The following is a 12,423-nucleotide window of genomic DNA, read 5'->3' on the forward strand; positions in this document are numbered from 1 at the left end:
ATCAGATTATTTTTATTAGCTGGAAACGCGGCCCGCTCTTTCTAATCGAAGTGATCGGGTTTGAATATGATGAAGTTAACAGAAACTGCGCATTAGGGAACCTCACTCATTATGTATCTAAAGTAGTTTCACATGACATCTGAAATCCTTTTGATTAGTTTTAGCTTAACCATTGTCCAATATGAGCGTTTGCTCCAAAAAAAATAGACCCAACCATAAATGACTAGGTCCTGTCTATACTATTTTTCACAAATTATCATAATCATTTCCGTATCGCGTAAAAATTTTCTTTTCAACCAAAATATTATCCTTCATATATTCCCAATTTTGAGGGAAATTCAATCCGAGATGCCAGTAGGTGACGCCTAGTAAACCGTAAGCGTCAACAAGCTGATATTTTCTTATGTAGCTTCGAATATCTTCAAGCCAGACAATGTGCTGGATTCGTTCCTGCCAATAGTCATACCTGGGGGCGGCGGCATTCTCATCATATATAATGACACTGCCTCGTGAAATAGCCTGGTTTTGGGCATTCAACACCGAAAGTGCCCTTGCTGAACCGCTGGGCCGTGGCCAATCATAGCCGTATAATGGAAAGGCGGCCTGCATTTTTTTCGGGCTTATATTGGCCGTGGCATATCGGAGCACTTCTTCCACCCACCATATCGGTGAAACAGGATTTGGCGGTCCTGCTTGATACCCAAATTCAATCGTCATTACGGCCACGATATCGGCGACATTGCCGATGGCCCGATAATCATGTCCCCCTGCAAGCCGGTTTGTAGGATTATCGGCTGTTTTGGCGTGAACGCTTACATGTAGAACGAGCGATCCGAGCGCTATTTTTAAATCGCGCAAAAATTGGGTAAAATCATTTCGCCTTTCCGGAGGGACAAACTCGAAATCAACCGAGGCACCTCCGTACCCTTTTTGCCTGACAAAATTAATAATGCTTTCGACAAGATTGCTTCGATAATTTTCACTTTCGAGCACTCTGCCAACAAGCTCGGCATTGAATTGTCCATTGCTTATATTCCGGATCATTAATAAGGGATTCACATTCAACTGTTTGCTGCGCGTTAAAAGCGGTTGGTCATTTCCTTCAAGATAAGCATATCCTTCAGTTGTAAAAGAATAAGCGGTTATTGCTAAATAAGTCAGTCGGTCTGCCTGTTGCTGCAGGTTGGTAAAAACCGCTCCGCCAGTTGCAGGAAAGGCGAAAGCAAGCGATTCTATTCGCAAGAGATTAGGTGATGGAATCAAGATTTTCTGGCCAACCGTTAACCTATCAGGACTCACTCCCCTGTTTGCAGCAAGTATTCTTTGAACAGTAGTATTATATCTCTGCGAAATTTTCCAAAGGGTATCTCCATGCTTTATGATATACAAGCGTTCCGCTCGTCTTCCATCTGGAATGTATAGCGCAAGGCCAGGAATAAGATCAGTTGCTGAAACAAGCCCGTTCACTCTGATAAGTTCTGCAACGCTTATCCGATAAGAATTTGAAATGGCCCAAAGCGAATCACCGGCTTTAACAACATGGACAGACATCTACACCCCGCCCTTCATTTATGTTCCTTGCTTAAAGCATATGGGTGGAGGAAGAACATATATGTCTGTCCTATAAGATAAAATGCTATAGAAGTTCTTTTATATCATAAAACCTTCCGTTTTCAAGAACTTCTTGTTGAAGCAGATTTAGTAACTTTTCAGCCACAACCTGAGGAGTCCTTAACATTCCTTTGTCTTTATACGATTGAAAAGTGGTTGCATCGGCGAAATCCTTTTCATCCGCTGTACGGATATTTGCCTGCATTTCTGTATCCATGATACCAGGCGAGAATGAAACGATTGTGACAGGACTTTTTTCTTTTTGCTGCTCAAGACCGGCTGTACGGGTGAACATTTCAAGCGCCGCTTTTGTGCTGCAATAAGCCGACCATCCATGAATTGGTCGCAATGCCGCCCCAGAAGAAACGTTTACAATGATCTTTTTACCGTTGAAATCTTTCGTTCTTTCTATAAACGCGTTCGAGAGCATGACCGGAGCTAAATAATTAACCTTCATGCTGATTTCCATTTTTTCCTGTTCCAGCTGGCCGACAGGCTTAATCGGTTCGATCACACCAGCATTATTGATGAGATACAGTTCATCAGTTTCGCCGATTTCTGTGAAGATTTTCTCAATTAAAGCGGGAAGCTCTTCAGTCTTGCTAAGATCCGCAGAAATGCTGCTTACCTTTATACCATGGTGCTTGGCTTTCTCGATTAGTTCTTCATTTGTTGAACGAGCCACTAAGATGCAATGATTCCCTTTTTGAAAACATTGTTCCGAAATAGCTTTCCCCAGCCCCTTTGAGGAACCTGTAATGATGTAAGTTTTCAATTGTTTTCACTTCCTCAATATGTCTTCAGTCTTTTCAATATTAGATCTCCAAATCAATTTTTTCAATTCTTACCATTGAATCGAGTCAGCATGATCCCCACGTATATTCTTCTTAAGAAAAAAGAGCACTTCAAACAACACATTAACGTTGTCTTAGTGTCCTCCTCCAGCAGAAAATATCATAATCTATGGTGTTCTGATTATGCCACGGCTCGATCCACCCAACACTTCTTTTCCATTTTGGTTTCTATATACTGTCTGCATAGCTATTTTCTTGAAGCCTTCCATTTGTTCAGCTTCCACAATCGTTAATTCACATGTAATCGTGTCACCCGTAAAAACCGGCCGTAAAAATTCATTGTTCATATCTCTGGCGATATAATTCAAATCTCCGCCTATTTTAGTCCCGATGCTTGCTGTCAGTAAACCTTGAACCATCAAACGGCCTTTTTCATCCTTTTTCATATGATGAATTCCTTTATCGCCCGAAATCTCTGCAAATTGAAAAACATCCTCTTCGCTAAATGTTCTTTCCCATGTAAATACATCCCCAGTTTGAACCGTCACTTCTTCCAACCACCTATCCATTTTTAATCCGACAGTATACATCTTTTATTAAAATGATTCGACATAGTAGGAAGCGTTCCTTTAAAATTTATCCGTAAAAAGTTATTGACTAGATAAAATGACGGCCATTTCATCTTCAATTTTCTTTACCGCCTCATCATCAAGTACATTATTTAGGAGGACGGAAAATGCATACGTCTCCCCGCTTTTCCCGGTAGCATAGCCTGAAAGTGAGCTCACTGCCGTAATCGTGCCCGTCTTGGCTTTTACATTTCCCGTTGCCGATGTATTTTTCATCCGGTTTCTTAGAGTTCCGCCAACCATTCTTTCACTGACACCTGCAACAGGCAGTGCATTCTGGTATGCTGGAAACCAATTTTTGTTCTGTACCGTGTGAAGCAGCGTAGAAAATTCATTGGCAGATACTAAATTGACATGTGAGACCCCTGAGCCATCACGCATTACTATTGATTCAGTATTAACTCCGAACGATTTTATGTTTGCCTCTACCACGTCAAGCCCTTTCTCCCAGCTGCCTTCTCCTTTTTCCACTTTTCCCATTTCCTTCACGAGTGTTTCCGCATGGCCATTGTTGCTAAGCTTCATAAATGGAACTAGTAATTCGGATAGCGGCATGGATTGATGGGAGAAAAGAACGTTAGCCCCGGCCGGTGTTTTTCCCGTTAACACTCGTCCTGCCACTTTTATTCCGTGTTCCTGTAATGACTTTTTGAATAAATCAAGTGCATATCCGGTTGGTTCCCATACGGCAATCCAACTTCGCACCCTGCTCGCTTCCAGTGGTATTGTGCCTTCCGCAATAATTGTATTGGAACCATGTTCGCGGCGGATTTTCACTTCTTTTTTTGCTCCCGCTTCAACCGTTTTTACATTGTTAATGATTTTTACATAATCTGTCGCCGGCGATAATGAAATGGCGCCCTTTTCATTGGCTGCTTTCCCCGGATTGACTTCGACAATGACCGTGCCTGCGTCATAATCTTCATTTGGGGCGGCTGTTAAAGCAGATACCTGAGCCCCATAATATTCCGTTTCGTCTGTCCATGACAGATCAGTCGAATAGCGCTCATTATCATACCAAGTATCATCACCGATTACATTTCCGACAATCATCTTCACCCCTTTGTTTTTTAAAGAAGCGGCCATTTCATTAAAGTCTTCCTTTAATAAAGTGGGATCACCCTTTCCTCTTACATAAACATTTCCTTTTAAAATGTTAGCTTTCAGTTTTCCGTCTGTGAGTACATCCGTATGGAACTTGTAATTTTCACCAAGCGTGTTAAGCGCCGCTGATGCCGTCAACAGTTTCATATTGGAAGCTGGCCTCAGGCGTATGTCACCGTTTTGTTCAAAAAGGATTTCTCCTGTTGCTGCAGACCTTACACTTACTCCGGCTACAGCACCATCCAGCAATGGGTTATCCAAAACGCGCGTAATCTGCTGTCCCAATTCGGTTCCTGCGCTGGTCGCCGATTCAACCGGATGATCCAGATCAACATATGGAATTAAAGCTAACATAAAAACCAAAATAATGACCATGCTATTTTTCATCTGTCTATTCAATTCTCTGCTCCACCTTTCTATGTTCGCATTCTTATCTTCTTTTCCATGTGGACATCTGTCTTTCCTCTAATTTCTCATAGGGAAAACGAACCATTTTTTACGGCCCACTATTAGGGTAAATAAAACAGAGAATAAGACTTTATGCATTAAGGCTCTTCGCCATAACTGGTGGTTGAATATTGATTAACGTAATATCTCAGTTAATTTTGCAACAAAGTTGATTGGAGAGGATATGCGAGACTCCTCGAAAATGCTACGCATTTTCTCGTGCGGTGCCTATGCATGGATGATGATTCAACGTCCTGCGGGAAAAGCAGGCCAAGGGAGACCCCGGAGGCGTGCCCTTTGCCGAGGAGGCTCCCGGACTGCCCGCGGAAAGCGAGCGTCTGGAGCGGAAATCAACGGATAATCAAAAGCTTAAACCACTTCTTTTGGTGAAGAACCTGCATTAAAGCAAGATATGGAATTATTGGTTCACACTTGGTTTTAATTGCCTTTTTTGCTTTTTCCTTATGGTTTCCAATGTAAGTCTTCTCTCCCCTGGTTTTTTATTACGGTATACTTTTTAACACTATGTAAAAATAAAGTGCGTACTTTCGAAAGATAAACATACATAGTATACTGACACAGTACCTGTTCTAAAGAACTTATTACCTCGTGTTAGGTGAATTCTTAATGGGTACATTACTATTGTGCATTAGCATAAAACTATCTTAGGAGTGTGACATTCATGGAATTACAATTAGCATTGGATTTAGTAAACATCCCAGAAGGCATTAAATTGGTTAAAGAAGTGGAAGAACATATCGATATCGTCGAGATCGGTACACCGGTCGTTATAAATGAAGGTCTTAAAGCCGTTAAGGAAATGAAGGAAGCATTCCCTAATTTGAAAGTATTGGCAGATTTAAAGATCATGGATGCGGCAGGATATGAAGTTATGCAGGCCTCTCAAGCTGGAGCTGATATCATTACGATACTCGGGGCTGCAGAAGATGAGTCCATCAAAGGTGCAGTAGAAGAAGCAAAAAAGCAAGGTAAAAAAATCCTTGTTGATATGATCGCTGTTAAAGATATCGCCACTCGTGCTAAAGAGCTTGATGAACTTGGAGCAGACTATATCTGTGTTCATACTGGTTACGACCTTCAAGCGGTAGGACAAAATTCTTTTGAAGATTTAGCTACCATTAAAAGCGTCGTTAAAAATGCGAAAACTGCCGTTGCGGGAGGCATTAAATTAGAAACTCTTGCTGAAGTAATTAAGGCACAACCTGATCTTGTCATTGTTGGCGGAGGTATTACTGGTAAAGACGATAAAAAAGCCGTAGCTGCCGAAATGCAAAAAATGATCAAGCAAGGGTAATCCTGGCATGCAAACTACTCAATTTTTAGCGGAAATTATAGATGAATTAACGCGGACAGTGGACTTGATCGCTGATGAAGAAGCTGAAAAGCTGGTAAACGGGATTCTTGAATCAAAGAAAGTTTTTGTAGCAGGCGCTGGCAGATCCGGATTTATGGGTAAATCTTTTGCGATGCGAATGATGCACATGGGAATAGATGCCTATGTAATTGGCGAAACCGTTACGTCTACCTTCGAAAAAGATGATATCTTGATCATCGGTTCCGGTTCTGGAGAAACGAAAAGCTTGGTCTCTGTCGCCCAGAAAGCAAAAAGTATCGGCGGTACCGTAACGATTGCGACAATCGTTCCAGATTCAACAATTGGCAAATTAGCCGATTTCACAATAAAATTGCCCGGTTCACCTAAAGATCAGTCAGAAAGTGATTATAAAACGATCCAGCCGATGGGGTCACTTTTTGAACAAACTCTTTTATTATTCTACGATGCCGTGATTCTCCGGTTCATGGAGAAAAAAGGGCTGGATTCAGATAAGATGTACGGCAAACATGCCAATTTAGAATAACCAAAAGCAAAAGACCGTCCACCTTTTAAAGGATATGGCGGTCTTTTTTCATGTTTGATTTAAATGGATTTTGCTTTCGTTTAAATCATCCTGATTTTCGATTAAATGAACTGTATTATTGTTTAAATCACAAGGATTTTCGTTTGAATTACTGCTCCTAGATAAAAAAACACTGTTCTACATGACTAGCTCTTTAAAATATAGGTAACTTTATCAATCGCTTTTTGCAGCTTCTTACTATTTTTCACATACATTTCTTTTGCTGTCTCATTATCTGTCGCAAGCGCAAATGACTCTAAATCCGCTTCGCATTGTTTCATCGTCGCCAGGATCAAAGGCCTTTCCTGCGGGGACGGTATCTGTAGTTTATCATCATAAACGTCGATGGTTAATTCGCCATAGGAATTCACTTGGCCGAGAAAGACGTTTTCAAGGGTGACTCCCATTTTCCCTACCTCGGTTAACAGCCATTTTCTGCTCCGTCCAATCGTCGAAAGCGGCTCATCCATAATTTTGCCGTCCATAATAACCGTTTGAGGTTCCTTTACTGAAGCCACAGCCAACTGCAAATCTTTTGCGGTTAACGGCTGGTTTTCTTTCTTTAGCATGACATTTAAATCACCGGCTGCCTCCAAGACCGCGAACTCCACATCTGCCACGCTAAAAACATCTTTCCTTCGAAGCAATTCCAGTAGCTCATCAGTCGTATATTTTTCCTTTTTCAAATTATCTTCCATGATCTTGCCATCCTTGATGAAAATAGTCCCTTTCCCTTCGACAAAATCGCGAAATGGCTTGCTTTTTATAGAAATTAATCCGGCGAGAAATGGCACCAACGCAAATACCCCAATGGAGAGCACCCCATGCATCATGCTTTGGTTTGGTTTTGTAGCAACTTCGGCTCCTACACTGCCGATTGTAATACCGGTGACATACTCAAAAAAGGAGAGCTGTGATATTTGCTTTTTACCCAGCCATTTAGTAATTAAGAACAGGATAACCAAAAATAATAGGGATCTCACAATGATATTTAACCAATCTGGCATCGTTTTTCATCTCCATTAACGGTCTCTTTCTATTAAAAGCCTTTGTATGTGAATTCTTCCTCCTCTATTTCACCGACTCTCATTTTAAGATCCTTTACGATTTCATGGACGACCATCATCGTTTCGTGCAAGGTTCTTTTTGAATCGTCATCCTCTGTCCGGAGCGCTAAGCTCGAGAGATCTGTTTCAACTCCCTTCAGACTTGTAAGGCATTGCTTCACTTGAGATGCGACAGTCATTTTTTATCCCCCTTGTTGTTGGCTACATTTCAATCGATACCGCATGAGCGATACAAGGTATTGTTTCATTTTGTTGGAAGGATAACGGGGATAATAAAGCACCCGTTGCACAAACCAAAATCCGTTTCAACTCTCCTTTTTTCATTCGATTCAACAAATGACCATACACAACCGTTGCTGAGCATCCCGCTCCACTGCCCCCTGCAAGTACAGGCTGGCCATCCCGGTAGATCATTAATCCACAATCTCTAAACTTTTCTTCTTCAATCGGGAGCCCATGTTTTTTAAATAAATCAAGGGCAATTTCCCTGCCAATCTGAGCAAGATCCCCTGTTACAATCAAATCATAATAGGATGGATCGAGATCCCGTTCCCGAAAGTGGGCCTCTAATGTATCAACAGCCGCTGGGGCCATCGCTCCCCCCATATTGAATGGATCGGTCATTCCCATATCGACCACACGTCCAATCGTGGCAGATGTAACACGTGGACCTTCTCCGGTATCACTTAACAAAGCGACTCCGGCACCTGTAACTGTCCATTGTGAAGTAGGAGGCTTTTGGGCACCATATTCAGTCGGATAGCGGAATTGTTTCTCTACCGCAGCGTTATGGCTGGATGCACCAGTAAGCAGATACTTGGCACCTTTTGTATTAACAATATAGGCACCTAAAGCCAAGCCCTCCATCGAGGTTGAACAGGCACCAAACAGACCGAAATACGGTGCCCCTAACGTCCGGCTCGCAAAGCTTGTGGGCGTAATTTGATTTACGAGATCCCCCGCAAGAAAGAATTGAATTTGTTCTTGCTGCAGGCCCGCTTTTTCCATCGCTCTTTGGTTCGCTTCTTCCAGAAGGATCTTATGGGCTTTTTCATAGGACTCCTGTCCAATCCATAAGTCTGAGTGAAGCACATCGAAATCTTCAGCAAGCATTCCGTCTGCCTCAAACGGCCCGCCTACTGTCCCGGTGGAAACGATAACGGGCTTATTATCAAAGACCCACGTTCGATGTCCTTTTAGCATCACAAGCCACCCCACTGAATAAGAATCGTTTTGATGAACGCGACCACAAAAGCGGAAAAAACGCCGAATATGATGACGGATCCTGCCAGTTTAAAAATGTTACCGCCCACACCTAGCACAAATCCTTCACTTCGATGTTCAATCGCTGCCGAAATGACCGCATTCCCGAAGCCGGTTACCGGCACGGCCGTACCTGCTCCTCCATATTGCGCCATCCGGTCATATACACCGAATCCCGTAAGCAGCATCGTAATAAAAATTAAAGTCCCTGTAGTCGGATTGCCCGCCGTTTTCTCTGTAAAATCAAAATAATAGATATAAAAGAATTGAATGGCCTGTCCAATCGCACAAATCAATCCACCTACAAAAAAAGCTTTTATACAATTCATTAAAACGGGTCTCTTGATTTCCCGTTGGTTTTGAAGGATTTGATATTCCTGTTGAACAGGTGTTAACTGTTTCTTTTTATTATTTGCCATGTCTGCCTGCCCTACTTTCTTCTAAGTAAAAAGGAAGTGTAAAAAAAGGTTGGGATAAAACCAACCTTTTATTTTACTTATTCTTTGTATTGCGGTTCTTCTTGGACAATTTCATCTACACGCGGAGATAACTTATCAACAATTTGCTGCGTTTGTTGAGCGGCTTCTTCATAAAGTTGTTTTGCCTGTTCGTTATCAGTACCAAGTGCGAACGTTTCGAAGCTTGCCTGCGCACTTTTCAATCCTGCAAGTGTTGTCTTGACATCTGAAATCACAGTCATGTTTCATTTCCTCCCTTGGTTTATTCAATCACAATAATAGAATAATGTTTTTCCATCCTTTTTATGCATCTGAGTATCATCCAGAATAAGTATAAATCGGGAATTATATAACTCGTGTGGAATTATATGACTATTGAACAGTTAAAGAAAACTCGTCAATTGACGAGCCCTAAGGCGGAGATTAAACGTAGTTGCACCTATGAAGAAAGGGAAGTTTATACTTTACTGCCAAAAAAAGACGCCGAAGCGCCTTTTTCATTTTATTATGTGGTATCCCTTACCAATGATGCGCTTTTGCGTTGCTTCTCAGGATGATGTTGGTTTGCGACATTTGCGTATGGCCATTCACCTGGGACTTCGAACGCTTCGGTCTGGTCCAATTATGGCGAAATAGCTCAGAGTGCGGATCAACATATCGACCTTGGTAACCCATCTAATCACCTCATCGCAGGATACATTCGATATTCATTCCGAATATCACATTTAGGATTTGTCAGGAACATGAACTTACACACTGAAAATAATTCCTCTTAGCCACAGCTTAATCTGCATCATTTGATTTTTTCCCTTAGCCTTGTATGTTTACAAGAATTTCTGCTACAGAAATAACCTGTAATGGATAAAAAAACACACTTAACTTCAAGCTAAGTGTGAATCATCAATATTTGTCGTTTTATTCCGATTGCCCAGGCAATTCATCTGGGGCGTTCCAATGTAAAAGTATCGCCTAATTTTGAATAGTGATTGCCTGCGAGCCGACTGACCGGTTTTAATCCATTAGCATCAATTCTGCCCTCATGGTAAATAGATGGCTCAATATGATAAGCAACCACTTTGCCAATCAATAGATCACAGGCTGTCTCCAAGTCTGTACCTCCAAGCTGTATCGTTTGTTCGAGGAGGCATTCAAACCTTACTTTTGCTTCTCTTATTCCCGGAACCGAGATGGAACTGCTTGTGACCGTCGATAAACCTGACAAAGGGAGTTCACTTTCATCGAATGGCAGCTCTGTAGCCGTCTTATTAGCTGCCTCGACATTGTTCTGATCGGTGATATGGACGACGAATTCTCCTTTTTCGATCGCGTTTCTGGCTGTGTCCTTTTGTATTCCATTTCTCCGCTGGATCGAGAGCGAAAGCATCGGCGGGTTGGCACTGACAATATTAAAATAACTGAACGGGGCAATATTGATTACGCCTTGATCAGAAAGCGTCGTGACCAGGGCGACGGGTCTGGGGATGATGCTTCCCGTTAAAAACTTATAGTTTTCCCGCTCGCTCATTTTTTCAGGATCTAATGAAATCATATGTGCAAACCTCTTTCTAAAAGTTCTTTTGGAACCACGCCGCCCCAGCTTCCGCCTCCATCCTTGTCAGTTGATGGCCATGCAGCTCCCAATGGATATCAACATTTGCTCCTGCATTTCTTAAAATGGCGACGAGATCTTCCGTTTCCTGCGGCGGGCAAATTGGGTCATTGCTGCCTGCGCCAATGAATACCGGCACCCCAGTCAGTTCAGGGAGCTCGATTCCCCGTCTTGGAACCATTGGATGATGAAGAATCGCCCCTTTCAGTGAATCTTTATAATGGAAAAGCAGACTGCCGGCAATATTAGCCCCATTTGAATAACCGACTGCCACAACCTCGGAGCGGGCAAACCCGTATTGCTTCGCGGCGCTTCCCAAAAATTCGTTCAATTCCTTCGTTCGGTAAATCAAGTCCTCTTCATCAAAAACGCCTTCGGCGAGTCTCCGAAAAAACCTTGGCATCCCGTTCTCCAAAACGTTCCCTCTTACACTTAGAACCGGAGATTGCGGCGATATCATTTCCGCCAGTCCAAGCAAATCATTTTCTGTACCGCCTGTGCCGTGAAGAAGCAACAGCACAGGTGCCTCTTTCCCGCTTCCTTGCTTAAAAATATGTTTCATCTATTCTAGATCCTCCTTTAGTACCCTTGCTTCAGCAGGAAGAAGAGTTCTTTCCAGCTTGGAACGTCTTTCCTCCAGCCACGGAGGCAGCAAAAGCCCTTTACCCATCTCTTCCGCTGATTCATCCCTTGTAAATCCCGGGGGATCAGTGGCGATTTCAAACAGGATCCCGCCCTCTTCCCTGAAGTAAACGGCATTAAAATACTGGCGGTCGATGATCGGGGTCACTCCGTATCCTTGATTATCGAGGTATTGCCTCCAGCTTTCATGGTCACCAAAATCATCTGCCCGCCAGGCGATATGATGGACCGTGCCTACCCCCATAGAACCCGGGGGTAACTCCGTCCGGCTTACATCAATGATATTGCCAATGTCATCCGCTGTTCGAAATCTTGTTAAATCATCTTCATCCCCAACTTTATCAAGTCCCATCACATTTGTGAGTACAGTCATTGTCTTTTCCGGGTTCGCAGATAAAAGCACTGCACCGCCAAACCCCTTAATGGCTACTTCAGCAGACACCCCTCCAAAGGACCATTTGCTGTCAGTCCCTTCCTTGCGGGCTACCAATTCCAGCTGTAAACCATGAGGGTCTTCGAAAGCCAGATAGTCCTCTCCGAATCTGTTTCTTTTTTCAAAAGCGACTTTAAACTTTTTCAGGCGTCTTTCCCAGAAACTGAGGGTTCCCTCTGGCACAACATAGGAAATTATCCCCACCTGGCCTGATCCTATTTTTCCCTTATAGGCATTCGGCCAGGGAAAGAAGGTGATAATGGTTCCCGGACTGCCCGCTTCATTGCCGAAGTAAAGGTGATAGGTGCCCGGATCGTCAAAGTTCACCGTCTTTTTGACCAGCCTCAATCCTAACACACCGGCATAGAAATCAACGTTTTCCTGCGGATTCCCGACTATCGCGGTGATATGGTGTATCCCTGTGGTCTGTTTCTTCATGTCCAGTTC

15 protein-coding genes are annotated in these 12,423 nt (G+C 42.9%); 2 read left to right on the plus strand and 13 right to left on the minus strand.

All coding sequences use genetic code 11. The features are described 5' to 3' along the window. Positions 1-246: 246 nt before the first annotated feature. From D0463_RS05435 to dacB, 4 genes are all read right to left on the minus strand, one after another. Positions 247-1,551, minus strand: coding sequence for a LysM peptidoglycan-binding domain-containing protein (locus D0463_RS05435; RefSeq protein ID WP_117305965.1), 1,305 nt, complete (start codon positions 1,549-1,551; stop codon positions 247-249). An 85-nt stretch (positions 1,552-1,636) separates the two neighbouring features. Then, on the minus strand, positions 1,637-2,386 hold the full coding sequence (locus D0463_RS05440) for a (S)-benzoin forming benzil reductase (RefSeq protein WP_117305967.1): 750 nt from the start codon (positions 2,384-2,386) through the stop codon (positions 1,637-1,639). Between the two features lie 186 nt (positions 2,387-2,572). Next, positions 2,573-2,953, minus strand: a complete 381-nt coding sequence (locus D0463_RS05445; protein WP_117305969.1) for a MaoC family dehydratase — start codon at positions 2,951-2,953, stop codon at positions 2,573-2,575. 102 nt (positions 2,954-3,055) lie between these two features. Next, positions 3,056-4,537 (minus strand): D-alanyl-D-alanine carboxypeptidase/D-alanyl-D-alanine endopeptidase, encoded by a 1,482-nt coding sequence (gene dacB / locus D0463_RS05450; RefSeq protein WP_254052720.1) that lies wholly within the window; start codon positions 4,535-4,537, stop codon positions 3,056-3,058. Between the two features lie 730 nt (positions 4,538-5,267). Between dacB and hxlA the strand changes: the two genes are divergently transcribed. Together hxlA and hxlB are read left to right on the plus strand one after the other, a co-directional pair. Continuing rightward, a complete protein-coding gene (gene hxlA, locus D0463_RS05455; RefSeq protein WP_117305971.1) occupies positions 5,268-5,900 on the plus strand; it encodes a 3-hexulose-6-phosphate synthase in 633 nt (210 codons plus the stop codon). Positions 5,901-5,907: 7 nt separating this feature from the next. Beyond that, the gene (gene hxlB, locus D0463_RS05460) at positions 5,908-6,465 is read left to right on the plus strand and encodes a 6-phospho-3-hexuloisomerase (RefSeq protein WP_117305973.1); all 558 of its coding nucleotides are present in this window, start codon (positions 5,908-5,910) and stop codon (positions 6,463-6,465) included. 185 nt (positions 6,466-6,650) lie between these two features. Here the strand turns inward: hxlB and D0463_RS05465 are convergent, their stop codons facing one another. The 9 genes from D0463_RS05465 to D0463_RS05505 all read right to left on the minus strand — a co-directional run bounded on the left by D0463_RS05465 (position 6,651) and on the right by D0463_RS05505 (position 12,414). After that, positions 6,651-7,511, minus strand: coding sequence for a DUF421 domain-containing protein (locus D0463_RS05465; protein WP_117305975.1), 861 nt, complete (start codon positions 7,509-7,511; stop codon positions 6,651-6,653). Positions 7,512-7,543: 32 nt separating this feature from the next. Next, on the minus strand, positions 7,544-7,750 hold the full coding sequence (locus tag D0463_RS05470; protein ID WP_117305977.1) for a DUF1657 domain-containing protein: 207 nt from the start codon (positions 7,748-7,750) through the stop codon (positions 7,544-7,546). Between the two features lie 22 nt (positions 7,751-7,772). Next, on the minus strand, positions 7,773-8,774 hold the full coding sequence (gene spoVAD, locus D0463_RS05475) for a stage V sporulation protein AD (RefSeq protein ID WP_117305979.1): 1,002 nt from the start codon (positions 8,772-8,774) through the stop codon (positions 7,773-7,775). Next, on the minus strand, positions 8,774-9,253 hold the full coding sequence (gene spoVAC, locus D0463_RS05480; protein ID WP_117305981.1) for a stage V sporulation protein AC: 480 nt from the start codon (positions 9,251-9,253) through the stop codon (positions 8,774-8,776). The genes spoVAD and spoVAC overlap by 1 nt, the downstream gene beginning before the upstream one ends. A 77-nt stretch (positions 9,254-9,330) precedes the next feature. Then, positions 9,331-9,534 carry a DUF1657 domain-containing protein gene (locus D0463_RS05485; protein WP_117305983.1) on the minus strand — a complete coding sequence of 68 codons (204 nt, stop codon included), beginning with the start codon at positions 9,532-9,534 and terminating at the stop codon, positions 9,331-9,333. 277 nt (positions 9,535-9,811) lie between these two features. After that, positions 9,812-9,967, minus strand: coding sequence for a YpzG family protein (locus D0463_RS05490; protein ID WP_117305986.1), 156 nt, complete (start codon positions 9,965-9,967; stop codon positions 9,812-9,814). Positions 9,968-10,229: 262 nt separating this feature from the next. Then, a complete protein-coding gene (locus D0463_RS05495; RefSeq protein WP_117305988.1) occupies positions 10,230-10,841 on the minus strand; it encodes a flavin reductase family protein in 612 nt (203 codons plus the stop codon). 16 nt (positions 10,842-10,857) lie between these two features. Then, entirely contained in the window at positions 10,858-11,463 is a 606-nt protein-coding gene (locus D0463_RS05500; RefSeq protein WP_117305990.1) for an alpha/beta hydrolase, read from the minus strand. After that, on the minus strand, positions 11,464-12,414 hold the full coding sequence (locus D0463_RS05505) for a ring-cleaving dioxygenase (RefSeq protein ID WP_117305992.1): 951 nt from the start codon (positions 12,412-12,414) through the stop codon (positions 11,464-11,466). Positions 12,415-12,423 lie beyond the last annotated feature (9 nt).

It is taken from the genome of Bacillus sp. V59.32b, from assembly GCF_003429085.1.
GTDB lineage: Bacteria > Bacillota > Bacilli > Bacillales > DSM-1321 > Peribacillus.

Coding starts and splice junctions, on each gene's coding strand:
- D0463_RS05485 (WP_117305983.1), bottom strand. CDS start 9,534: ATGACTGTGATTTCAGATGTCAAGACAACACTTGCAGGATTGAAAAGT.
- spoVAC (WP_117305981.1), bottom strand. CDS start 9,253: ATGGCAAATAATAAAAAGAAACAGTTAACACCTGTTCAACAGGAATAT.
- D0463_RS05505 (WP_117305992.1), bottom strand. CDS start 12,414: ATGAAGAAACAGACCACAGGGATACACCATATCACCGCGATAGTCGGG.
- hxlB (WP_117305973.1), top strand. CDS start 5,908: ATGCAAACTACTCAATTTTTAGCGGAAATTATAGATGAATTAACGCGG.
- D0463_RS05465 (WP_117305975.1), bottom strand. CDS start 7,511: ATGCCAGATTGGTTAAATATCATTGTGAGATCCCTATTATTTTTGGTT.
- hxlA (WP_117305971.1), top strand. CDS start 5,268: ATGGAATTACAATTAGCATTGGATTTAGTAAACATCCCAGAAGGCATT.
- D0463_RS05470 (WP_117305977.1), bottom strand. CDS start 7,750: ATGACTGTCGCATCTCAAGTGAAGCAATGCCTTACAAGTCTGAAGGGA.
- D0463_RS05495 (WP_117305988.1), bottom strand. CDS start 10,841: ATGATTTCATTAGATCCTGAAAAAATGAGCGAGCGGGAAAACTATAAG.
- spoVAD (WP_117305979.1), bottom strand. CDS start 8,774: ATGCTAAAAGGACATCGAACGTGGGTCTTTGATAATAAGCCCGTTATC.
- D0463_RS05490 (WP_117305986.1), bottom strand. CDS start 9,967: ATGGGTTACCAAGGTCGATATGTTGATCCGCACTCTGAGCTATTTCGC.
- D0463_RS05435 (WP_117305965.1), bottom strand. CDS start 1,551: ATGTCTGTCCATGTTGTTAAAGCCGGTGATTCGCTTTGGGCCATTTCA.
- D0463_RS05500 (WP_117305990.1), bottom strand. CDS start 11,463: ATGAAACATATTTTTAAGCAAGGAAGCGGGAAAGAGGCACCTGTGCTG.